Source organism: Paraburkholderia sp. GAS32, from assembly GCF_050434225.1.
GTDB classification, from domain to species: domain Bacteria; phylum Pseudomonadota; class Gammaproteobacteria; order Burkholderiales; family Burkholderiaceae; genus Paraburkholderia; species Paraburkholderia madseniana.
Genome location: NZ_JBNPVS010000026.1, coordinates 83082 through 103895, shown reverse-complemented (window position 1 = coordinate 103895; position 20814 = coordinate 83082). Strand labels below are relative to the sequence as shown.

At 60.9% G+C, this 20814-nt stretch carries 27 protein-coding genes; 3 read left to right on the top strand and 24 right to left on the bottom strand.

What is annotated here, in order from left to right:
- Window positions 1-8: 8 nt before the first annotated feature.
- Entirely contained in the window at window positions 9-1058 is a 1050-nt protein-coding gene (locus P3T25_RS28205) for a CpaF family protein (protein WP_429360058.1), read from the bottom strand.
- Between the two features lie 266 nt (window positions 1059-1324).
- On the opposite strand from P3T25_RS28205, the gene P3T25_RS28200 reads away from it, so the two are divergent.
- Window positions 1325-1774, top strand: a complete 450-nt coding sequence (locus P3T25_RS28200) for a hypothetical protein (protein WP_429360056.1) — start codon at window positions 1325-1327, stop codon at window positions 1772-1774.
- A 399-nt stretch (window positions 1775-2173) separates the two neighbouring features.
- On the opposite strand, the gene P3T25_RS28195 is transcribed toward P3T25_RS28200, so the two are convergent.
- The 7 genes from P3T25_RS28195 to tnpA all read right to left on the bottom strand — a co-directional run bounded on the left by P3T25_RS28195 (window position 2174) and on the right by tnpA (window position 8008).
- On the bottom strand, window positions 2174-3448 hold the full coding sequence (locus tag P3T25_RS28195; protein ID WP_429360054.1) for a vWA domain-containing protein: 1275 nt from the start codon (window positions 3446-3448) through the stop codon (window positions 2174-2176).
- 7 nt (window positions 3449-3455) lie between these two features.
- A complete protein-coding gene (locus P3T25_RS28190) occupies window positions 3456-4382 on the bottom strand; it encodes a hypothetical protein (RefSeq protein WP_429360052.1) in 927 nt (308 codons plus the stop codon).
- A 112-nt stretch (window positions 4383-4494) separates the two neighbouring features.
- Window positions 4495-5574, bottom strand: a complete 1080-nt coding sequence (locus P3T25_RS28185; protein ID WP_429360050.1) for an ATP-binding protein — start codon at window positions 5572-5574, stop codon at window positions 4495-4497.
- A 130-nt stretch (window positions 5575-5704) separates the two neighbouring features.
- Window positions 5705-5947: a DUF3717 domain-containing protein gene (locus P3T25_RS28180; RefSeq protein ID WP_429360048.1), complete on the bottom strand. Its 243-nt coding sequence runs from the start codon at window positions 5945-5947 to the stop codon at window positions 5705-5707.
- A gap of 258 nt (window positions 5948-6205) precedes the next feature.
- Window positions 6206-6670 carry a hypothetical protein gene (locus P3T25_RS28175; RefSeq protein ID WP_429360046.1) on the bottom strand — a complete coding sequence of 155 codons (465 nt, stop codon included), beginning with the start codon at window positions 6668-6670 and terminating at the stop codon, window positions 6206-6208.
- An 11-nt stretch (window positions 6671-6681) separates the two neighbouring features.
- Window positions 6682-7539 (bottom strand): hypothetical protein, encoded by an 858-nt coding sequence (locus tag P3T25_RS28170; RefSeq protein ID WP_429360044.1) that lies wholly within the window; start codon window positions 7537-7539, stop codon window positions 6682-6684.
- Window positions 7540-7579: 40 nt separating this feature from the next.
- The gene (tnpA, locus tag P3T25_RS28165; protein WP_429360042.1) at window positions 7580-8008 is read right to left on the bottom strand and encodes an IS200/IS605 family transposase; all 429 of its coding nucleotides are present in this window, start codon (window positions 8006-8008) and stop codon (window positions 7580-7582) included.
- 45 nt (window positions 8009-8053) lie between these two features.
- On the opposite strand from tnpA, the gene P3T25_RS28160 reads away from it, so the two are divergent.
- The gene (locus tag P3T25_RS28160; protein WP_429360040.1) at window positions 8054-9148 is read left to right on the top strand and encodes an RNA-guided endonuclease InsQ/TnpB family protein; all 1095 of its coding nucleotides are present in this window, start codon (window positions 8054-8056) and stop codon (window positions 9146-9148) included.
- Here P3T25_RS28160 and P3T25_RS28155 read toward each other — a convergent pair.
- The 16 genes from P3T25_RS28155 to P3T25_RS28080 form a co-directional block, all read right to left on the bottom strand.
- Window positions 9145-9453 carry a hypothetical protein gene (locus P3T25_RS28155; RefSeq protein WP_429360038.1) on the bottom strand — a complete coding sequence of 103 codons (309 nt, stop codon included), beginning with the start codon at window positions 9451-9453 and terminating at the stop codon, window positions 9145-9147. The two genes, P3T25_RS28160 and P3T25_RS28155, sit on opposite strands and share 4 nt — an antisense overlap.
- 206 nt (window positions 9454-9659) lie before the next feature.
- Window positions 9660-10133, bottom strand: a complete 474-nt coding sequence (locus P3T25_RS28150; protein ID WP_429360036.1) for a hypothetical protein — start codon at window positions 10131-10133, stop codon at window positions 9660-9662.
- Window positions 10134-10141: 8 nt separating this feature from the next.
- Window positions 10142-10534 (bottom strand): hypothetical protein, encoded by a 393-nt coding sequence (locus P3T25_RS28145; protein ID WP_429360034.1) that lies wholly within the window; start codon window positions 10532-10534, stop codon window positions 10142-10144.
- A gap of 98 nt (window positions 10535-10632) precedes the next feature.
- Window positions 10633-11121, bottom strand: coding sequence for a glycine zipper 2TM domain-containing protein (locus P3T25_RS28140; protein ID WP_429360032.1), 489 nt, complete (start codon window positions 11119-11121; stop codon window positions 10633-10635).
- Between the two features lie 342 nt (window positions 11122-11463).
- Complete coding sequence (locus P3T25_RS28135) at window positions 11464-11799, bottom strand: hypothetical protein (RefSeq protein ID WP_429360030.1); 336 nt, start codon at window positions 11797-11799, stop codon at window positions 11464-11466.
- Window positions 11800-11842: 43 nt separating this feature from the next.
- Entirely contained in the window at window positions 11843-12661 is an 819-nt protein-coding gene (locus P3T25_RS28130) for a PRTRC system ThiF family protein (protein WP_429360028.1), read from the bottom strand.
- On the bottom strand, window positions 12658-13296 hold the full coding sequence (locus P3T25_RS28125) for a PRTRC system protein A (protein WP_429360026.1): 639 nt from the start codon (window positions 13294-13296) through the stop codon (window positions 12658-12660). The genes P3T25_RS28130 and P3T25_RS28125 overlap by 4 nt, the downstream gene beginning before the upstream one ends.
- A complete protein-coding gene (locus P3T25_RS28120; protein WP_429360024.1) occupies window positions 13293-14018 on the bottom strand; it encodes a PRTRC system protein B in 726 nt (241 codons plus the stop codon). Before P3T25_RS28120 ends, P3T25_RS28125 begins: the two co-directional genes overlap by 4 nt.
- Before the next feature lie 10 nt (window positions 14019-14028).
- Window positions 14029-15063 carry a PRTRC system protein F gene (locus tag P3T25_RS28115; RefSeq protein WP_429360022.1) on the bottom strand — a complete coding sequence of 345 codons (1035 nt, stop codon included), beginning with the start codon at window positions 15061-15063 and terminating at the stop codon, window positions 14029-14031.
- Between the two features lie 204 nt (window positions 15064-15267).
- Window positions 15268-15486 carry a PRTRC system protein C gene (locus P3T25_RS28110; protein WP_429360020.1) on the bottom strand — a complete coding sequence of 73 codons (219 nt, stop codon included), beginning with the start codon at window positions 15484-15486 and terminating at the stop codon, window positions 15268-15270.
- 10 nt (window positions 15487-15496) lie between these two features.
- Entirely contained in the window at window positions 15497-15955 is a 459-nt protein-coding gene (locus P3T25_RS28105; RefSeq protein ID WP_429360019.1) for a PRTRC system protein E, read from the bottom strand.
- 83 nt (window positions 15956-16038) lie between these two features.
- The gene (locus P3T25_RS28100) at window positions 16039-17727 is read right to left on the bottom strand and encodes a PRTRC system ParB family protein (protein WP_429360017.1); all 1689 of its coding nucleotides are present in this window, start codon (window positions 17725-17727) and stop codon (window positions 16039-16041) included.
- A 157-nt stretch (window positions 17728-17884) separates the two neighbouring features.
- Window positions 17885-18142: a hypothetical protein gene (locus tag P3T25_RS28095; protein WP_429360015.1), complete on the bottom strand. Its 258-nt coding sequence runs from the start codon at window positions 18140-18142 to the stop codon at window positions 17885-17887.
- Between the two features lie 209 nt (window positions 18143-18351).
- On the bottom strand, window positions 18352-19374 hold the full coding sequence (locus P3T25_RS28090; protein ID WP_429360013.1) for an N-6 DNA methylase: 1023 nt from the start codon (window positions 19372-19374) through the stop codon (window positions 18352-18354).
- On the bottom strand, window positions 19371-19739 hold the full coding sequence (locus P3T25_RS28085; RefSeq protein WP_429360011.1) for a hypothetical protein: 369 nt from the start codon (window positions 19737-19739) through the stop codon (window positions 19371-19373). Before P3T25_RS28085 ends, P3T25_RS28090 begins: the two co-directional genes overlap by 4 nt.
- Before the next feature lie 76 nt (window positions 19740-19815).
- Window positions 19816-20037, bottom strand: a complete 222-nt coding sequence (locus tag P3T25_RS28080) for a hypothetical protein (RefSeq protein WP_429360009.1) — start codon at window positions 20035-20037, stop codon at window positions 19816-19818.
- Between the two features lie 489 nt (window positions 20038-20526).
- Between P3T25_RS28080 and P3T25_RS28075 the strand changes: the two genes are divergently transcribed.
- Window positions 20527-20787 carry a hypothetical protein gene (locus tag P3T25_RS28075; RefSeq protein WP_429360007.1) on the top strand — a complete coding sequence of 87 codons (261 nt, stop codon included), beginning with the start codon at window positions 20527-20529 and terminating at the stop codon, window positions 20785-20787.
- The last annotated feature ends 27 nt before the right edge of the window (window positions 20788-20814 follow it).

Sequence of the window (20814 nt, the reverse complement as noted above, 5' to 3'; positions counted from 1 at the left end):
GGTTGCATTTAAAAAACACGGTTGAGGACGTAGTCCCCATCCTTGAACCCCTTGATCTGGATGATCTCGGAAACGTGACGCAGCTCGCCGGTACGGCGCAGATGGATGACGTAGTGGAAGCAGTCGGCGATGGCCTTGCGCATATCGGCAAGGTCCCACCGGCTGCCGGGAGGAATGCCCAGCATCGCGAGGCTTTCAAGACGGCTCAGGCCACCGCGTGCGTCGTTCGAGTGGATTGACCCGAGGCCGCCGTCGTGCCCCGTGCTCAGCGCCTGAATGAAGTGGAACGCTTCACCGCTGCGCACTTCGCCGACGATGATCCGGTCGGGACGAAAGCGCAGGCACAGCGCGACGAGCGCCTCGGTTGTCACCCCTTTGTCCGGGTTGGAAAGGAAGCGAACGAGGTTCGGCGCGCGCAGCTTCAGTTCCATCGTGTCTTCGATGGTGATCACTCGCTGATCGGCGGGAACCTGCGCGGCCAGGGCGTTAAGAAAGGTCGTTTTACCGGTCGAGGTGCCGCCGGCCACCAGCACGTTCTTGCGACGTACCACCAGCTCGCGGACGGCCTGCATCAACTCGTCGTTTTCGATGCCCGGCGCGAAGATCTGTTCGTCGTGATCCTCCTGCCGCGCATGGACCCGCGAGAACGCACCCATTGCCACGTAGTCGGTCAGATCCAGATGACGTTCGCTGTGCTTGCGGATAGACAGTGCGTGACCGTCGATGGCAGTCGGCCGCATGACTGCGGCAATACGCAGACCCTTGTGGCCCGCGTTGATGATGCCCTGTGACGTGCCGGCCCTCGCCGACTTTTCAACCGACGACGCAAGCGACAGGATTGCGCCGTTGAGCGTCGCCTGGTTGAGCGTAAGGTCGAGCCGATGCATCTCGCCGCGCCGTTCGACCCAGACATTATTGAAGTTGTTGACCATGATTTCGGCGACATCGGGCGCTTCGAAATGTGCGCGCAACGGGGCCATCGATTCAAAGAAGACCTGCACCGCGCTCTCTTCGAGCGGGCGGATCTTGAGCAGCGGATTTTCGGTAGCTTCGGACATGCAGCTATTGTTCCGGCTGTCTATGCCGGTGGCAGTCCAAAAGGAGGATCAAATCGATGAGCTTTCGCGCTCGCTCATCGTGCGCGTAGGCGGGAACATGTCCTGCCGTCGTACGCCGGGCATACGAACACCGGACGACGGTTTAGCCGGTTCAGACACCCAGCCCGGAAAGCTGCTGAAAATCAGGTAGCTTTCTGCCCAGCCCCGAGTCTGCTTCGTTGATATAGCATCTTTGTTCCGCTCTCCAGACATCATCCCCACCGCGAATGGCAAGAACAGCCCGATTTGGAAATAGCGCGCAGGCAGTGCGTGCCCGACGAAACAAGATCCTTTTGCTGCCCATGCCCCGCAACGAAGCAGACCGGCTGTGTCTGGAGGTTCATATCGCGCTCGACGCCATGCGGCGCCGGCAGGGAAACGCGCTTGCTGCGCAGACCCTTTGTCAGGCCATGATCCTGACCGGGTTGCTCGCCGAAGCTGGATACGGAGAGGCGACGTTCGAACAGATGCGCTCGGCCGAGACGGTCATCGTCGCTGCGTCGGATCGTGGCCGCGAGTGCGGTGAGTGGTCTCTGGACGATCACGGATTTGCCCAGTTCGCGGTGATTGCGACAACCTATGACGCGCAGCTTCGTCGCGCGCCCCTTGCTGCGATCGCCAACGCCCATGAGCGGCTAACGCGGTTCCGGTCAGGAGACGGGTTCCATCAGGCCTGATCGGTACGCGGAAGAACAGCGCCGGTTGGACCAGATTGTGAGGTCAAACGCTCGCTGCAATTTCGATGCTTGGTTGCCAGGTTTTTCTTAGGTTGTGCGGACTTTTCCTGGCTGATTTATTCGCACACTGCGATAAATCCGCGCTCGCGTCTGGCTTTGCGGTCTTATTCGGACATTTTTCGCAAAAGGTGTCTGAACCGGTTCAGACACCGGTGCTCCGGCCACAGTGACTTAACCCTCTGTTTTTAAACACAAGCGCCCTTTCGATATGGGATGTTTGCGCGCGCAAACTCGCAGTTCGCGCACGCCGGCTTTTCCGGTTGGTCGTATCGGCGGGGGAAAAAAAAGCCCGGCAAATGCCGGGCGTGGGTTTCAGGGAAAAAGGCGCGTGTTCCGCCATCAGCAAATCACTTCAACCGTCTCACCGAATGGCGCCTTCCTCGCCCGTTTCAGCGGCGTCGTCGACGCCCACAGGACGGGATACGACGGAGCCTCATCGGGAAAGCGGCCGTCCATGTCGGTGAGATACACAAGAAATGCCGGGTGAATGCCCTCCTCTGCGAGCCGCCTGAACGGCTCAACAAACGAAGTGCCGCCACCGCCGCGAACAGGTTGCAGTTCGAAATCGACCGCGTCGCCGCGCTCAAAGACCTGCAACTGTGTCACACACGTATCGCAATCCATCACGATCAGCCGTCGCGGCCGCACGCCGTCATTTACAGCGATTATTTCCGCTGCGAACTGTGCCTGCGTTTCGTCCCATACCGAGCCGCTTGAATCGCGGACAAACACCGCGTCGCCAACCGCCCGTTCATGCAGCGAGGGCAGATACAAACCCAGGTGCAGATAACGGCGATTCGGCATCACGTAGCTGTAGTCCGTCGGCGACGAATCCTGCGCGAAGCGATGCAGGATCGGTCGCCAGTCGACGGCAGGCTCGACCGCCTGCGCGATCATCCCCTGCAGGGCACCCGGCATGCCGCCGCGCATCTGGGCCGCCTTCGCGGCCTGATGCACGGCAACCTTCCACTCGGCCTCCTGCCTTGCACGATCATCCGCAACATACTGACGGACCTCGCCACACGAGAAAGAGCTCTCGGGAGAAGGTGGCGAAGCACCTGGGTCAGGGTTTGCGGACGGTGTGTTCGCGCCGTTCGCGGATTGCGGCGGGCTGCTGCCCCCGTTCGGGACGCCTGGCTGCGAGCCAGACTCCCCTGCCGGTGTGCCACTACCCTTCTGCCCGTTACCTTGCTGCACCTGCCGTTGCTTCTCCCTGCTCCGTTTCTCCTGCGCGAGGATGCCGTAGATCTCCTCGGCCGACTTGCCAGTAAAGCGCGCGTCAATCAACACACCCTTGGGCAACTGCATGCCCGCATCGATGATGATTGGATTGATCGCGTAGTCGCACGCGTCGTTCCAGAGATCCGGGTCACGATCGCCCTGGCGCCAGCAGTGGCCACCGGCCACGTGCAGCACTTCGTGCGCCAGAACCCCGCGCGTCTGAAGATCGTTCAGCTGCGATAGAAACGCAGGGTTGTAGCCGATCGAAACCGAGTCGGTCCAGAACGTCTTGCACGTCGGATCTTCGACCACCTTGAGCCGCAGCGCCAGTGCCCCGAAAAACGGCTGGTCCAGCACAAGCGCGGTACGCTGCTTCGAGATACGAGGGTCCATAGCCACCTCACGCGACCAGACGCAGAAGCGGCGTCTGGTCCTGAGTCGCCGGCTCCTGATCGATCATCGGCTCCGGCGTGCTGCCCATGAAGGCCGCCATCAGGCCTTCGATTTCCTGGGCCTTTGCCGCCACCTGCGAGCGCAGCACTCGCGACTCCTTCAGATCCGCTCCGGTGTGCACTGCAAGGTGCTTCTTTGCCTGCTCGAGGATGTGCGTGAGCTTCGGGTCGTTGCTGAAATTCAGCTTCGGCAGGAGCTCACACAGTTCGCGCACCTGATTGGTCACGTCCAGCCGCACATTGCCTTCCGCGTACAGCCGGTCGGCAAGCTTCGAAGTGGCTTCGTAAAGGCGACCGACCAGATCGTTGTTGGCCGTCGAGATACTGGCCAGCACGTGCTGGTCGATATCGGTGCGCAAAGCTGACAGAACGTCGTCCGGCAGGTCGATCCCAAACTGGCTCGCGTCCGGAAACGGAAGCACGGCCATCTTGATCCCGAACTTCCCGGACATCTGCGCGAGGCTCGGGTAGTCCGCCTCGTTGAACAGCCCGTTCAGCTCAGCACGTGCCTTTTCCTTCAGGTCCAGATAGTCCGTCAGGAATACGGACACGGCCAGTTCGAATTCGTCCTTCAGCTTGCGCATATGGTCCGAGAAGTCCATATAGACCATCGTCGGCAGAAGGCGCACGCCCAGCTGATCGTACTTGAGCGAGTGGTCATAGTAGTACGAGCGGATGCGGTTGCCGATCGACACCACCTCCTTGTAGCTCGGCGCATGTTCAGGCATCAGACGCTTGTTGAAACGGCCGATACCCTTCGTCTCGTGCGACTTCTCAACTTCTTCGGTCGCCTTGACGTCGAAACAGCGTGCCTGCCAGGTCGAGATCGTGACCGACGACAGCATGACTTTAGACTTGATATTGGTGATGTTCATGGAATGACTCCGACAGATAGATGAATGGATGAGGCAGAAAGAAAAAAGCCACGGCGCGCGCGAAGCGGGCCGTGGCAAGGAACAACGGATGAAGCGTGAAAAGGACGGCCGATCAGCCGCGGATGATTGATCCGAGCGGACCGCTCTGGGCACGAATGAACGCGTGAGTGTTCTGCAACGTCGGCGTGCGCCGGATGGCGTCACGCGCGAGCAGTGCGCCGAACTCGCGATGTCCGGCGTCAATGAGCCGGTCGTTGTAGGTCAGCACACGATCGAAGTTGCCTTCGGTTGCATGCGCTGCCAGCGCGGTTGTCGTTGCGAACAGCGCCGCCGGTGTTTCCGGAATGGGCGCCGTGTCAGGCGACAGCAGGATCGCGTCCGGCGAGGGCAACTCGCGATAAATGCCGAGGAATGCAAGCAGCTCCGTCGCCGCTCCCTCTCCCACCGTTCCGGCGTAGGAGGTCAACTCGAGCGACTTGGGAACCACGTTCATCGTCTTGCCGACGAATCCCCAACTGCGCGGGCTCGGCGAATTCTCGATGTCTCGCGTCGTTTTGCGCACGGACAGCAGATCCGGCCTGAACCGTAGAAACGCAATCAGCTCGGCGGGTACGTTGTGGCGCACCGCCCAGTCCGACCAGTCATGGATCGTCGGAATCAGTTGCACGACAGTCGCGAAACGCGAAATGACGGGGTCAAGAATGCCTGTCACGCCCGCGTTGTCATTGCGCCGGTTAGACGCAGCAACGAACGTGACGTGATCCGGCAGGACGTGGGTTCCGATACGCCGCGCCAGCAGCAACTGCATCTTTGCTGCCTGAACCGCGGGCGACGCCTGCCCCAGGTCATCGAGAAACCAGATCAGGGGCGTGCTGCTGTTGACGGCCACCTCAAGATCGCCAAACGGCAGGTGGCGCGCTGTCGTGCCGTCGACAGACGGAAACGGCAGCCCCTTCGAATCCGTCGGATCCTCGACCACCGGATGGCTGATGAGTAGAGCGTGACCGGTTGCTCGCGCAACCTGTTCGACGATATCGCTCTTGCCGATACCCGGACTCCCGGTAATGAGCACCGGCAACCGTTCCGGAACATAGGCCGTGAGCAGTTCGGTCAACTGCGCTGCAGTGACCTGGTTGGCAGGTGCCTGATCGGCGACTGCAATAGATGCGGCGGCGTTATTACGTGCGTTCATGGGGTTCTCGCAGAAAAGAAAAGCCCCACGAACCAGCGCCCCAGGGGACGTGGTCCCTGTGGGGCGAGTTAGATGTGCCGCTATCGCGGCGGGTCGATGCGTCGGATGACGCGAAAAAATGGGGAGTAGCTTACGTCTGCGCGCCAGCCAGAGCGGCCAGTTGCGCGTCGTTCAGTGCTTCACGGGGCACGTCGGTCTCGCGAAGGAAAATCATCCTGCCGTAGAGATTGGCAAGGCAACGTGCTTCGGCACACAGCACCAGCACATCCGTTTCGAACATCGAAGGATTGCGGTTGCGCCACACATTGATCGCGGTCTCGATCTGTGCGACCGGGATGCGAGCGGTTTCTGAATCGCTGTTCAGCACAGTCATGGGGTTCTCACTGGGAAGTGCCCCGGCTATCGCCCATAGGGATCGCGTTCCCCGGGGCAGAGTTGTTGCCCACACAGGGGCGGTTCGATGCGTCAGGGACGCGGGTGATAAGGACAGTTTATGCAGCCGTCGTTACCGGAGAGGTCCGTATGCTGCACAAAATCACCCCCCTTAGACCGCGCCCGACTCAGGTTCCATCTCAGCGCGGACGAAAAAAAACCGGCGCATAGCGCCGGTTCGTGAGAGAGAAATGTCGAATCAGGACAACAACAACGAGGACTGCGCCGACAGCATCGCATCGATGCGAGCTTTCATCGCGCGTTCGCGTTCACGAAAGACGCGCGATTTTTCTTCACCGACACCGTTGTGCTTCTCGATCACGTAGAAGAATGCGGACGGTCTTGCGGGTCCTGGCCAGCGCCTCCATTCCTCCATGATCTGCGCCCGCTGCTCCAGTGTGCACGCGAAGTACTCCCGACGCGTGCGCCGCCATTGCTGCGCGTACAGATCCCGCATTCGCTGCTCGGCCTGCAGGAACAGCCTCTCGCGACGCGCCTGCTCTTCGTCGAGCGTGCGTGCGGGCGGAAGCTCAAGCTGGTCGCTGAACAGTGGATACGCTTGCGCCAGCTTTTCGCGCTGTCGCTGCTCACGACTGAGGAACAGTGCCTGACGGCGACTCGTCCAGGAGAAACCTTCCGGTCGAGCCTGACGGTCAAATCGCATACGCCCTCCCCTTACGCAGCACGGCGTTCGAGGACCGCTCGCGCATAGGCGAGCGTGCCGTCCTTCGCCTGCAGGCGCCGTCCCTCGTTAAGCGTCGGGTTCACAAGTGCGTACTGAAGAATCGCACCGGCGCGCCAGTTGCGGATCTCGCTGAAGCCCGATGCGATCGCGTCGTCGACGTGCTTGACGCCATCGATCACCACACCGTCGTTGCGCTTGTAGCGGGCCGTAAGCGCCGCTTCCTTAGCGCGCCTAGCTTCATCCTCCCGGCGCTCTTGGAGCTCGCGATCGGCATCGGCCTTTTCCCATTGCGCCTGGGCCGGTTCGTCGAAGCCACACAACGCGAAGACAGCACGGCGCCGCGCTTTCGCTTTGGCACCGCGCAGCTTCACGCCATGAAACTCCTCGACGGCCCGCTTGCTGCTCTGGTTTCGCTCATCCGTCGTGTCCAGAATGTCCAGCAGTTTCGCGATGCCGCGTTCCTCGATGGCTGCAGCCAGGCGATTAGCCCACTCGTACGACTCGCGCCCGTGTGAGAGAACCGCTATTTCGCATTCGAGCTTGTGCCGGCGCGCACTCATCCGGCCTTGCGCGCGCTCCATGTCGGTCCGATCCACTGCCTTGTCGCGCCGCGAGTCCGCCTGCAACTGGCGCAGCCTCGCTGCGAAGTCGTTGACCGGCCGCCCGATTGCGACAGGCGTGTCGAACATTGCCGGCAACGGCTCGGCGTTCACGATCTGCGCATCGAACAAGGCATCTTCGACCTCGATATAACCTGCCGTTTCAGGCAAGCCCGCCGTCGCGGCAACGATCGTGTCGATGTTTTCCGCCGTGAGCGACTGCTTCGCGTGACCAAGGCGCCGGCGCAAGCCCCGGAGTTCAGTCCGGGGTAAGCCGGGAATTTGGTAGTTAGTGTGGGGCCTGCTGCTGCTCAATGTACTGGCGCAGGATATCCAGCGGAGCCCCGCCGCACGACGCCGCGAAGTAGGACGGAGACCAAAGCACACCGCGCCGCTTCAGCCACGGATGAAAGTCCCCAAACTGCTGCCGCAGCAATCTGCTCGACACGCCCTTGAGCGATGCGACGAGCGCTGATAGTGCGACCTTCGGCGGGTAGTTCACCAGCAGATGGACGTGGTCGTGCTCGCCGTTGAACTCCACCAACTCGGCCTCGAAGTCCTTGCATACGCTGGCAAGGATGGCCTGCATCGCCTCAAGGTGCTCCTTCCTGAACACGTTGCGCCGATATTTTGTCACGAAGACCAAGTGAACGTGCAGGGCAAAGACGCAGTGCCGTCCGTGCCGCAAATCGCTATCGTTATTGCGTGGCCGCCCCATTCTTACCTCTTGCCGTGTTTGGAAGACCAAGCGTACTATACGGGCATGGAAACCGTAAAGACACTGAAGCTGCGTATCAAGGACAAGCACGCGAAGGCGATGCTTGCGATGGCGCGCGACGTGAACACGGTTTGGAATTTCGCGAACGAGACCCAGTACCGCAGTCTCAAGCGCTACTGCAACCGGCCTAAGGTCTGGCTGTCAGGGTTCGACCTTCAGAAGCTCACCGCCGGCTTCAGCAGGTGCGAAGGCGTCCGCGTCGATTCCCGAACGGTCCAGGAGACGTGCAAGGAATTTGCGACGCGGCTCAAACAGTTCAGGCGCCAGAAGCTCAATTGGCGCGTGAGCAACCGTAAGTCGCCGAAGTATTCGCTCGGATGGGTCCCGTTCAAGGGCGAAGGCATCAGGTACAAGAACGGGCAACTGCACTTCAACGGGCTCCAGATCGGCCTGTGGGACTCCTATGGCCTGTCGGGGTACGAGCTTGGCGCGGGCAGCTTCAACGAGGACTCGCGCGGGCGCTGGTACGTCAACATCGCCGTCAAGGTGGAGGTCGAAGAAAAACGCGTGCCGGACGGTTCAGCCGTGCTCGGCATCGACCTCGGCCTGAAGACCATGGCGACTTACTGCAACGGCGAGAAGTTCGCGCCGAAGAAGTGGTATCGCGAGTCTGAGCAGGCACTTGGTATCGCGCAGCGGGCTCGCAAGAAGCGACGCGTGAAGGCAATCCACGCCAGAATCGCGAACCAGCGCAAGGACGCCATCCATAAGGAAACGTCGGCGCTGGTGAAGAAACATGCAGCAATCTTCGTAGGCAACGTGAACGCGAAAGCGCTGGTAAAAACGAGTATGGCGAAGTCCGTACACGATGCCGCGTGGACCACGTTCCGGACACAACTCAAGTACAAGGCCATCAGGCAATGTGTGGTGTTCGCAGAAGTTAACGAAGCGTTTTCAACCCAAACGTGCTCGTGCTGCGGAGTCATATCCGCGAGCAGTCCGAAAGGTAGGGCCGGACTTGGAATAAGACAGTGGACGTGCTGTTCGTGCGGGTCGTTACACGACCGCGACACGAACGCGGCCCGGAACATTGTCCGCCTGGGACTTCAGGCGCTCGCTGGAGGAATCTCCGGAGTTTAGCCCGGAGAGGAAGTCAAGAGTTCAATCAGGTCGACCCGGATAATCCAGCCTTCCGAATTGCCGCGCTCGACTGAGAGGGTCAAACGACGGTTTGACTGCTCGACAGGCCACGGCGCCGAGGGCGGCAGGCCGAACCGGTCCGGGCAGTCCGCGCCGATGAAATTCGCGTGCGCAACCCACTCCGGCTCGATCTCCGTACGCCGCAATGCACGGGAAATCTGCTCCACAACGCTGCCACCGGTCGCGCCGAGCGTTTCAAAGGGTGCGGCCGCCAATGCAACCGGCAAATCAAGGGTTTCATACATAGAAAAATGGCAATAAAAAAGGCCGCACCGAAGGTGCGGCCTTTGACGCATGTTGGATCGGAGATCCGATCCCTGGAAATATCTTTAACGTGGAACGCGAGGATGCCGCCGTTCACGCTCGTGCTTACGGCCCCGGTTGGTCATGTAACCACCATAGACCAGGATCGGTGCCATCAGCAAAAGGACGAACAATCCTAGATTCATTGTCAGTCTCCGTTCATGGAATTCATGCCTAAAAGGAAGGTTACCACAACGGCAAATATCAGCACCGCCTCCGTCAGAAGCTCGCCGGCGGACCAGGTCTTCGTCGAATGGAGAATACCCGCCGCGCCCACCAACGACACAACAGTGAACGAATGACACAACCGACCGAACTGCTGGCGTTGATCCGTGGTCCAGTCGTGCCCGAACAGCCGTTGCAACGCCGTTGGCCGACGCCCAGCATTTTCTACTTCGTTGGAGCGAAGTTCGAAATTACCGTCAATTCGCACGTCGGCGCGAACCTCCGCCCCCGCAAGTAGTATGGTGACCGTTGGGGGTGCCTCGCTTTCGGCCAGTTGTTGGAGCAGCAACGACAATCTTTCTGATGGCTGGACCTGACCGACTTCCGGAAAGTACGTGGCACGGTCGGATACGACCATACCGGAGGGAAACTCGATCAAAACCTGGACGATTTCCATCCCGCCCCCTACCGTCGTTCGCTGTCCAGACCGGCGGCAAGCCGCAAGCCTGCGAGCAGCGCGTCGTATCCTTCACGCGATGACAGCTGGTCGAGCCCAACTGCATTGTCAGCACCGCCAGACAGATCCGAGCGGCCGCGACGGGTGCGAAATGACACGGCGACCTTGTGGCGTGTCGGCGTGTCAGCGACCTCCAGCATGAGAGCCGGAGTACGGAGCGTGACGCGGCACCCGCGATTGCGCCGAGCCGATTCAGTGACGATCTCGTGGTCCGAAGGACGCAAACGCAAGTCGCGAGCCACGCGACGCAACATGCGCGTCGCGTGATCCGTTATCGCGGCGTCCGTTGCCGCGCCCGCGCTACGGCGGTCGGCATAGAACACCTTGGGAACTTTCAACATACGGACCTCAAAAAAGAAAAAGCGAGGTGCCCTTTCGGGACACCTCGCGATGAAGAATTGAGCCGGCGACTGCCGGCGCGCGAAGGAGATATGACGGGTCAGTGCGTAACGCGCAGACCCGAGTTGGTGGAGATAAGCAGAACGTGATCGCCCGGCGCAAACTGCTGGTCGTCCGGTTGGGCGACAACAATGTTGCGTCCCGTGCTCGTGCGCACGATGATTTCGAGGCCCGCGTGATGCGACAGCGCCTGCGAAACCTTCTGCGTGACGAAACCCGATGCAGCGCCAGACAATGCGCCGGCGATGTAGCGGCCGGTGCCATTGCCAATGGTGCGTGAGCCGAGGAATGCACCTACGCCTGCGCTGATGAGCGACGTCAGCCCGGAGTTATCCTGGCTGGCTTCGATCGTGATCGCGCGAGTGCGGAGAACCGTGCCCTCCTCAACCGTACCGCTGTACTGGACGTCATAACGCTGGTATGTATTCGGCGAACCGAAGTCGATACCGGCGCAGGCGGACAGCACGGAAACGAGAAAAATGCTGAAGAGAAGTTTGAGCGAAGCAACAGCGTTGTTTCGGTTTGACATGGTATGGCTCCAGAAAAAAGGGAGCCGGTCCCGTTGGGATGGCTCCCAACAGGGTGACAGACGGGTGTGGCCCGTCGTTAAGACTGGCAATGGCCAGTCAAAGATATTCACACTCCGGCAAGCCAGAGTGTTCGGTCGATGCGCAAAAGCGCGGGTGATAGAGTGAGTCTAATCGTACCCATAGCGCACGCAGCGCCGAAACATCGGGAAAACGCCCCCCCTTTCAACATTAGTTGCTGGTCCTGCGACGGCAGCAGCGACGCAAAAAAATAGCGCCGCCCCTATTGGGTGCGGCGCTGGTTACAAGCTCCTCAACGTGGCCCTTCCGGCGCCTGCGTCGTATTAACGGGCGAATCGCTGCTGGTCAAGCAGGCGAACGGAGTACGCCTGCGCGATGCTGCGTTCCATCGCGGAGACAAGTGCCGCGACAGTTTGCTCGATCTGGTCCTGAGCCATGCCCATGGGAAAGATCGCAAAGCTACCTGCCAGTACGTTTTCGCCGGCACTTGTGAAGTCGCCGTCCTTAAGCCACCAGCGATCGCACTCGCGATCAAATTTCAGCCAGATGCTCGCACGTTTTGGCGCGACCACCGTCTCAAAAGTTTTACCGAAGGCATCGACAATCCGATCCTTAAGCCAGCCATGTTGCGCGAGGCAATCAGCGATCGCATGTTTCATGATTCTCCTGTGAAAAAAGCCGCTTCCCGAAGGAAGCGGCATATCAGAGTGCGGCGGATGTTTTCCGGCTCCTGCGAGCCTTCTTTTCCACCGGTTTCGGCGCCTCGTATCCGAAGCGCGCCCATGCAGCAGTGTCGGTCGCAACCGGATTCGTTCTTCCGGTTGCCAGGTTCACAAAAACGGCCGACCAGTCCAGCGACCCGGTGCGAAACAGCGTCCACAACAGATTGAACGCCTGCACCGAAATCGCCTGGTTGATGACCAGCGACTGCTTGCGCAGTGCGTCGGCCATCGAACAGGAAGGCGTGTCGTCGCCCTTGTCATTCTTCGCATTCAGAAGGTCGGGAAACAGATCGCCCACATGGGGCAGCCTGTCATGCCGTGCCTTTCCAAACTCGCCGAGAATGACCTGACCGCGGTCCGTCTCATTGCCGCAGTCGAGGTAGTAACCGCACGAGCCACGCTTCGCAGACTGCACGATTGCATGGCGGGCACGCCGCGTGTCAACGCACCCGATTACAAGGTCCGCGTGAAGCCGGACACTGGAATCGACGCGACGCGCCTCGGCGACCCACCGCGTACCCATGAGGTTGTTCAACCGGTTCACGAGTAGCAACGCCTTGTACTGGCCAACATCGTTCGGATAGAACCCCTGCCGGCCGACATTCGTCTCGCTGACGGTGTCATCGTCGTAGACCGTGCATTCGATCCCGCCCGGATGCCCCAGCTCGATCATTGCGTGGTGAAGGCGCGCCAGGCTCGGCAGCAACGCACTGCCGGTGCCGCCAGCGCCAACGACAACCACCCGCCAGGGCTGCGTGAGCATGTGTTGCGGAATGCGGTGTTTGATGGCTGTACTCATGCCGTCACCTCCGCATCCAGCGCCGCCTGCCACGTGCCGGGGATACCGTCATGCTTCTCGAATATCCCTTTGGCGCACAGTCGAAGCGCGACCGATGGTGCACGGTCGCAATGTCCAAGCACCAATGCCAGTTTCACATCATGCCGGTCGTCGTCGTTGTCAGTACGCGAGAAATACGCGGCGCCCGCGCCATGCGAATGACAGTCCAGCACGACGCTTTCGCCGTCACGCAGCACCGGCCGCTCATACACGAGATGGCCGGGACCATGTGACAACGAAGGCAACGGCACGATCCGGAATTCCCGTGTGTGGTTGTTCCAGACGATCCACGCCCCCGCTTCGTTCGGCAAAGCAGCGCGTGCCATCCGGTAGAACGCGGCCACGTGCGCTCCCGGTACAGCGCCGCACAGCAGTTCCGTTAATTCGGCAACGCGGCCGTACGGAATCGCCGTGCGCACGTCGTAACGGGCAACGCAGCGGACCACCCGGATCCACGGACGGAACACTTCCAGCCAGATTCCGTTAGCGGCGACCAGCAGCCGCTCGCCTGCGGCCATCAGCGGCGGCACCGCCTCATTGCGCGGAACCATCACGGACGGAAACGATTTCTGCAGTACCGCGTCCAGTGCGTTCATGCTGTACCTCCGACGCGACAGCTCACCAGCGCCTGCACCGTGAATTTCGTCGGCACGAGGCACTCCAGCGGAAACGACTCGCAGAACTTCCCGTCGAGCATGTCACGCCAGAAGGCGTATTCACCGTCCGTATAGCTCAGGCGCTTGCCGCCCGCGTTCGGATGCGTGAAAGCCGATTCGAAAAACCCTGCTTCCCAGCGGGGAATCGATGCGATATCGACGCGCTTGGGCACACGCGCCGTTCCGATGCAGATACCGCCCTGATCCCACGTGTTGAAGTACGGCGGCTCGAACAGCTTCGTTCCCGCCGTGGGCCTCTCGCCGTCTGCGAGCGCGAAGACGCGAAATCCCAGATTGGACGCCTGGAATACGAGCCCCGGATGCGGCACGACGGCAGAGCGCTCGCCAAGGTTAGAGCACTTGAAGAACACCCGGCGCATGCCGCCCGGGCACCACCACGTCACTGCCGCCGGCGAGACACCTAACACCGTCGGCGGAAGGAACTCCGCCTTCGGCGCGGCGTGCTCCGCCAGTTTCGTGAGCGCAGAAATCAGCGCATCGCGTTGCAGCGGCCGACCAGCGCCGACCGTGGGGCGCCCGTTCACCAACGCGATCGGGTGCGCCGTTGCGAACACGGTGCTGTCGTCCTTCGCGCCATACAACAGCAGCGCCGACTGCAATGCAACATCTGCACCGGCGCGGCCAGTTGAAATACCAGACATAAGAAAACTCCTAGATGATGTGCGTCACCAACGCCAGCAGACGGTCAAGACGCTTCAGAATGGAAAATGCGAGCTCCCAGTCGGCGTACTGCCGACGGATCGCGCGCGCGTTGTCGCCCAATGCGATAAAGCCGTGATAAGTCGTGGCCTCACCGCTCTGGGACTCGCTATCAAAATGGGCGTCGAGAAGGTCGCCAATGATTTCGCTGCCGTCGTAGACGATTCCGCATCCTGCGTACACAGGGTTGGTCTCGTAGCACGCGTTGAAGAGCCGGCGACGCCGTGTGCCATGCATCAGGCGGTTCAACCGGAGCAGCTCAGTACACACACGACGAACCGTCCCGCTGCTTCTGGAACGCAGCACGAGCAGTTCTTCTTCCGTCAATGCCGGGCGAAGCCGCCAGCGGCCGCCCGAGAAAACAGAAGCATCAGCGTCTTGCGGAGCCAGCATGGGTCTGACGATCGACGGCAGGTAAGCCTTGCGCGCCTCCTCGTCTTCGCCAAACCGTTCCTTAAGCATCTCCTCCGCATGCGCGTCGGTGATGCTTTCGTCGCCGTCCCAGTACCAGCACGAGAACTCGTACATGAACCAGTCCGGCGTTCGCAGCCAGATCGTGCGCATGGACGCACGGTGGATAGTCGACATGAGGGTTCGCAGCAGCAGCGGATGGGCGGCGCGCAACTTCGCGGTCGTCGCCCCGAACGAACAGATCCATTCCTCCGGTGACTCCAGCGCGAAGAACAGTGGCGAAGGATCCTCGTCATTGCTTGCCGTGCCGGTGTACCGCAGGATGTCGCTCACTGCGTGGCTGTCGAACAGGCACGGCTTAACCGTGATGCGCTCCAGCCGGCCTGTGTGACGCCTTGCCCAGGCAAAGAACGCCTGCTGGAAGGCATCGCCAGCGTCGACCGGCTCGCTTACGTCTGCCGCGCGCAGCGGTCCATACAGGAAGTGCTTCGTTACGAGAGACGCGAGCGACACGTCCTCGCGCCACTTCACGCGTGCATCGACGGGGACGTCGTCCGCGACGCTGGGCAGCGTCAAAAAATCAGCGGCAGATCCACGTCGGGCAACGGCAACGCGTGGCGGTTGCCACGACCCACCGGCGCCGAGAGTGAAGTGCGAATCAGCTGTTGAAGGATCGAAGAGCATGAGCGGGCTTCCTCGTCATAAAGAAAAACCGCCCTTTCGGGCGGTGCCTGGTTGAATGCCGTGTCCGGACCGGACAAGGCTTTGAGCAAAGCGTCCTTACGCATGGGAGCCCTTGGCACCCGCTGCGCGGACGAACGTGTAGCGCATCACCGTCTCCTTGATCTCGGGCCCGTCTACGGCGGCCGTCGTCAGTTCCGGATACTGCGCGGTGTAAAGATCGCGAACCTGGTCAGGCGTGAACGCCGGCCCGGGATCGAGCAGGTTCATGCCGTTGTAGGCGAATTCGCGAATTACCGCCGAAATGGAAATCGACATGGCAAGCCCCTTATCCGAGAAGCGAAAGAAGGTCCGTGCCTTTCGGCTCGGCGGGCGCGGACGGCGCTACAGCGGGTGCGGGAGCCGATGCTTGCGCATCGTCATGCTCATCGCTGTCTTCGCTTTCCGCGGAGCCGTTCGATGCTGGCGCGGGAAGCGCCTTCTTCGAATTGCCCTGTAACGCCTTCTGCGCCTTGCCGACCTGCGACTTCTTCGCTTCGTCGAGAATCGCCGCGGTGACGGCGACCTGTTCCTCGAGCGACTTGTGCGAACCCGTGTAGGTCAGCAGCGCGGCCGCGAAACCCTCGTCGAGCTCCGCCGGTGTGGCAGTGAGCACGAGAGGCTGACGCAGCGCCGGGTCGCTTGCACCTTGCGGCACGACGAACACGGCAAGCTGATCACCTGCCGCCTGCAAAGTCATGACGACCTTACCCGCGGAACGCACGAGCGCTTCCAGTTGCTGAAACATGATTGACTCCTGAAATGGGGAAAGCCGCGCAAACGCGGCGTACATAAAGAGAGGGAACGGGACACAGAGCGTGTCCCAGACTTTCAGAACTTCAGTACCTTCGGCAGCTTGCCCTCGTAGTCGAAACCTTCGACCTTGAGCAGTGCCTCGATGAGTTCGGGCTTCGATTTCGCGAAAACCTTCTTGAAGTTATCGCCGAGCGCGGTGCGAATGCCGATCTCGTCAGCCAGCACCAGCATTTCGGACTTCGTGATCAGCTCGAGAAACTCCTTATCGAGCTTCCAGTGCTTCTTCAGATCCAGCTTGTGCGACTTGCACAACTGCGTGAGCCGCGTGACGTCCAGACCCTCGATCGCCGCAAACAGCATGGCGATCATGAGGTCCGCCTGAATCTTCTCGCTGGTCGCCTGAACTGCGCTGACCGACTTCGGAAGGTCCGCCATCGGCACATCAACATCGCCACCGACCATTCGCTCGAAGAACTTGCGAAACGCTCCATCTTCGATGTGCCGCGCGTTGCCGCTGAGCACAACCGCGATCAGATACTGGCGCGCCAGATCGTGATCCATGCCGATGTCCACCCGCAGCGCCTTGCGCCAGAGCTTCACGCGATACGCCTTGACCTTCTCGGACTCGGCAATAGCCGTGACCGACTGGTTCGTCGACGCTGGGGCACCCGCAGATTTGCTGCCGGTGCCGCCCGCGCTCTTCGCGGCCGGGGCCGACTTCGCCCCTTCAGCCTTCTCTGGTTGCGCTGCGGCCTTCTCTGCCTGGATGCGAGCGGCCACCTTCTTCATATTGCAGACGGTGTCAAAGCATTGACCGCGATAGACCTTGCCGACTGAATCCGGCAGGCCGCTCACGGCCGCGCCGTAGTTCCTGCAGGCATGACAGGCTTTCGCCTGTTCAAGCCCGACGCCTTTCGACCCGTCAACGGCCAGTTGCACACGGGTGTTGTTGTCGCCAGCCCGCACGATCCGCACGGTCTGGAACTCATCGCGCAAGCCTGCGGCTGTCGTCTCAAGCTGCTTTTCCGTTTTGTCGTTGAAGCAGCTACGGTTCGTGCAGTTGCCCGTACCAATCGCTTCGCCAAACATCTGGGCCTGCGTCGACGAGTTGTGCGGGCATGCCGCACAATCGGTCTTGTCGAAGATTGCCGAGGCCAGCGCACACGAAGCCTGCTCAACCAGCTTGCGAACGTCCGCGACCGACCGCTTCTCAGCGACGACGACGGGCAGGACCTTGTCCTGGTTCTCTTTCGAGAGCGCCGCCAGCAGTTCAGCGTGAGCGATGTTGATCTTTCGCTCACTCAGCGCATCGAGCACCGCTTTTGAACAGTTGAGCAGGGCGAGGCGGCCGTCGAGCGTGGAGCGTGACCAGCCAATCATTTTGGCCACCACATCACGATCGCCGCCATGCAGCCCAAGAAGTTCGGCCGCGTCAACGGCTTCCTCCGCGGGCGACAGGTTGTCGCGCTGGATGTTTTCGGTGAGCGCAATACGTCGCGCCTGGACGTCGTCGACGTCCTTTACAACGATGGGCATCGCATAGTCTCCACCATGCGCGTCCCAGGCTGCGCGATGACGGCGGCCACCCGCGATCACCTCGTAGTCAAAGTCGTCGAAAACGACCGGGCGGACGATGATCGGCGTATCGACACCGTGCTCGCGAATCGACTCGGTAAGTTCCGCAAGAGCCTTCGGATCAAAGTATGTCCGGGGGTTGCGGCCGAGCTTGATACGCTTGAGGGGAGCAGTTAGTTGCTGTTGCATTGCAGGTTCTCCAGAAAGGGAACCCGCCCCCGCTCGGGAGAGGTTCCCGATGGGGTCAAAGATAGCGGCCGGACTGGCCGGCGGTTGAATGCGTCAACGACGCGAAGGATTAGTCAACGAGGTGGGGACACTGCCAGATCTCGTGACCCTTGAAGCATCACGAGCACATACCCGACGTCTCTTCTTCTGACTCCTGAGTCACGACGCCGCCTTGCCATGCCTCTGCGAGGCGGGGTTCGTCGGCGAAGTAGACGGGCACCGGAAGTTGACTGGTTGGGCTGAAAGCAGCGTCGCGATAGCCTAAGGCCTGCGCGTCTGCCAGAACGAGCCTGAGCCGGTCGGTTGAGGGATGGGTGATGCTGGCGACTTTCGCGAGCGCGAACGCTGCACGAACATCGAGATAGGCATTTGCCATACAGGTTCTCCGGAAGGGAACCTGCCCCCGTTCGGGAGTGGTTCCCGATGGGGTCTAAAGATAGATGCCGGGTAGCCGGCGATTCGATGCGTCATGGACGCGGGTGATTTGCTAAAGATACCGCCACGAAATGCTGTGAAAGCCCGGAAAGCTGCAAGAATCCATGCGTCTAAAAAAGAAAGGCCCACCGTCTTCGGGTGGGCCTTGCGTCAAAAGAGCGTCAGCTGGTCAATCGTGTCGAACACGGTACGCTCCCGGGTACCGCTCGCGAGCGATTCTTCAAAAAGCTCGGCCACCGACATTGCATCGGGGACGACTGCGGCGGCCACCGGCGCGGCCTCGCGCTCCAGCACTGCCACGTCGGACGCCTCGATCTCCGACGCTTGCGCTACATCAGTCCTGACCGCCAGCGGTTGCGGCTCGTCGGCTTCCGGGCTGCATTCAAGCGCCACAGCCTCACGAAGCAGATCCGCCTCGAGCCGTCGCCTTAGCCTGAATGTCCAGCCGCCCAGAATATGTGCCGGCGTGTACCACGTGCCCCACACCTGAATCGACAGCGCATTGCCGTGCACGATCGTAGCCGGAATGTGCAGCAGGGACAGTTGCACATACGCCATGTGAACGCAGCACTGGTCAATATCGATGCACGTGGCGTGCATCGCCTGCTGATAGTTGTGACCCGAGGCGAGCAAAGCGTCGGCTGCTGCGATCACCATACCGCCGGCGCCGCAAGCTGGCTCCTGCACGCGGATGAAGCCGCGGCTCTCGACCTCTGCGCCGCTATCGCCCATCAGCATCATGGCCATCATCCGCGACACGCTGTACGGGGTGAAAAACTGCCCCGCCCGATCATTCCCGAGCCCGAGCATCATGTAGGTTTCCCCGAGCACGTCCGTCAAGCCGCCGCTCACCACATGAGAATCAGATGCCGAATTGCGGACTATCGCGACGCGCTGCTCGAACGACTCCACGAGCAGGCCCATCATCTGCGGAAACTTCGCAACTTCCTCCCGCTTGTACTTGCCGACGATATCGAGGTAACGCTTCTCGCGCGCGTCGAATTGTGCGCGATCGACGCTGTTGCTGATCGCCAGTGCGCTCAACTCGACAAAGTCCGAAAAGACCGTATGCAGGTGGTATCCATGCGAAAAGGACTCGATGAGCTTCACGAGCTCCTTTTGTGCGGCGTCGGCTGTCAGGTCGTGTTTGCGTTGCGCAGACTTTCGGCTCACAGCAGATCTCCCGCTGCGCCCAGACTGGCCTGAACCGCCGCATACAGCCGGTCGAAGTCAGGTACTTCTCCCAACGCTATCGAACCCTCGATATCGAAGCCCGCCATCTGGAAAACCGCAGCCCGATCGACCACGGGCCGCCCTGATCCAGCAGCGAACTGGTCACGTGCCTTCCAGATGATGCGGGTGGCCAGCGTCTCGTACGTGCGTCGAAGCTCGTTGACCACCTGTGCGGTCGACGGCACACGGACAGCGGGGTCAGGAGTCTCGCCGAACAGGCGCTTTTCGGTCGCAGCGACAGCACTGTAGTGACGCCATGCTGCGGTCTGCGCATCAATGAATGTCTGAATGAAATGATTAAACATGCCGGATTCCATATAGGTGATCCGGGGTACATCCCCATCGGGGGTGCGCCCCCGGCGGGTAAGTGAATGCTGGTTATCAGATGCCGTAGTACTGGCGCACAAGCCGGCGTCGCGCCGCAAACGGGCGACCGCAGGTGATCGAGACAGGGGCCTGAGCTACAAGATGACGCAGCGCTGCTGCGCGGTAGCGGGTTGAATACCGGTTTTTTGATCTGACGATGCGCAGCAGCTCCTCTTTCGAGAGGCCGTACGTCTGCCAGACCATCACGCCAAAGCGGAAGATACGATCACGGTTCATGGTGCATCCCGTCGAAGTTGACGGGAGCACGCCCGCAACGGGTGTGAGCCCGTCGGGGTGAATGAGGAACGCCTGTGTACACCGGCGTTCGGTCGATGCGTCATGGACGCGGAAGATGATCAGATGGTAGCGCCCGCACCCCAGCGCCTTTCAGCGGAATGGCAGCGCATTTGATGCGGCTTTTGCCGACACGATGCGAGCGAACCGCCGTCAAACTTATCCACAGATTCGCTGCATAACCCTGTGGATTACCACTCGCCGTGTCGTCCGAATAGCACGTCCCGCCTTTCGTTCGCCTGGATGGGCCGCTTCCGGGTCACATCGCAAGTCGGTTTAGCCGGTTCAGACACCTAACCCGGAATGCTCGACAAAACCGTATAGCTTTCGCGTCCAACACGTCATCAGCCAGACAACATGCTTCTTAACCCTCTCCCGGCCCTCGTCACGATCCTGCTAGTCGGCTGTGCAGCCTGGAATCTCCTCAGGCTCGTGGCTTCCAGATTCCACCTGCCGTCATGGACGCCAACCGTGGTCATGGCAGCGGTCCTGTATGCGCTGGTGACCGTCCACCTCGTCGCCGGGCTCATTTCCACGATCCGGAAAAGCCGCGAAGAGCGGGAGCTGGCGATGATGGCCGCGCGCTATCCCCAGTGCAACGTCATACGGCTACGGTCCGGCGAATGGTTCCTGACCGACAAGGCAACGGGACGAGAGTATTCGCCCAGTGAAGTCCATGGCGGGCAGACGTGATCCGCGATTTGTACAACTCCTTCCACG

Coding starts and splice junctions, on each gene's coding strand:
- P3T25_RS28205 (WP_429360058.1), bottom strand. CDS start 1,058: ATGTCCGAAGCTACCGAAAATCCGCTGCTCAAGATCCGCCCGCTCGAA.
- P3T25_RS28200 (WP_429360056.1), top strand. CDS start 1,325: ATGGCAAGAACAGCCCGATTTGGAAATAGCGCGCAGGCAGTGCGTGCC.
- P3T25_RS28195 (WP_429360054.1), bottom strand. CDS start 3,448: ATGGACCCTCGTATCTCGAAGCAGCGTACCGCGCTTGTGCTGGACCAG.
- P3T25_RS28190 (WP_429360052.1), bottom strand. CDS start 4,382: ATGAACATCACCAATATCAAGTCTAAAGTCATGCTGTCGTCGGTCACG.
- P3T25_RS28185 (WP_429360050.1), bottom strand. CDS start 5,574: ATGAACGCACGTAATAACGCCGCCGCATCTATTGCAGTCGCCGATCAG.
- P3T25_RS28180 (WP_429360048.1), bottom strand. CDS start 5,947: ATGACTGTGCTGAACAGCGATTCAGAAACCGCTCGCATCCCGGTCGCA.
- P3T25_RS28175 (WP_429360046.1), bottom strand. CDS start 6,670: ATGCGATTTGACCGTCAGGCTCGACCGGAAGGTTTCTCCTGGACGAGT.
- tnpA (WP_429360042.1), bottom strand. CDS start 8,008: ATGGGGCGGCCACGCAATAACGATAGCGATTTGCGGCACGGACGGCAC.
- P3T25_RS28160 (WP_429360040.1), top strand. CDS start 8,054: ATGGAAACCGTAAAGACACTGAAGCTGCGTATCAAGGACAAGCACGCG.
- P3T25_RS28155 (WP_429360038.1), bottom strand. CDS start 9,453: ATGTATGAAACCCTTGATTTGCCGGTTGCATTGGCGGCCGCACCCTTT.
- P3T25_RS28150 (WP_429360036.1), bottom strand. CDS start 10,133: ATGGAAATCGTCCAGGTTTTGATCGAGTTTCCCTCCGGTATGGTCGTA.
- P3T25_RS28145 (WP_429360034.1), bottom strand. CDS start 10,534: ATGTTGAAAGTTCCCAAGGTGTTCTATGCCGACCGCCGTAGCGCGGGC.
- P3T25_RS28140 (WP_429360032.1), bottom strand. CDS start 11,121: ATGTCAAACCGAAACAACGCTGTTGCTTCGCTCAAACTTCTCTTCAGC.
- P3T25_RS28135 (WP_429360030.1), bottom strand. CDS start 11,799: ATGAAACATGCGATCGCTGATTGCCTCGCGCAACATGGCTGGCTTAAG.
- P3T25_RS28130 (WP_429360028.1), bottom strand. CDS start 12,661: ATGAGTACAGCCATCAAACACCGCATTCCGCAACACATGCTCACGCAG.
- P3T25_RS28125 (WP_429360026.1), bottom strand. CDS start 13,296: ATGAACGCACTGGACGCGGTACTGCAGAAATCGTTTCCGTCCGTGATG.
- P3T25_RS28120 (WP_429360024.1), bottom strand. CDS start 14,018: ATGTCTGGTATTTCAACTGGCCGCGCCGGTGCAGATGTTGCATTGCAG.
- P3T25_RS28110 (WP_429360020.1), bottom strand. CDS start 15,486: ATGTCGATTTCCATTTCGGCGGTAATTCGCGAATTCGCCTACAACGGC.
- P3T25_RS28105 (WP_429360019.1), bottom strand. CDS start 15,955: ATGTTTCAGCAACTGGAAGCGCTCGTGCGTTCCGCGGGTAAGGTCGTC.
- P3T25_RS28100 (WP_429360017.1), bottom strand. CDS start 17,727: ATGCAACAGCAACTAACTGCTCCCCTCAAGCGTATCAAGCTCGGCCGC.
- P3T25_RS28095 (WP_429360015.1), bottom strand. CDS start 18,142: ATGGCAAATGCCTATCTCGATGTTCGTGCAGCGTTCGCGCTCGCGAAA.
- P3T25_RS28085 (WP_429360011.1), bottom strand. CDS start 19,739: ATGTTTAATCATTTCATTCAGACATTCATTGATGCGCAGACCGCAGCA.
- P3T25_RS28080 (WP_429360009.1), bottom strand. CDS start 20,037: ATGAACCGTGATCGTATCTTCCGCTTTGGCGTGATGGTCTGGCAGACG.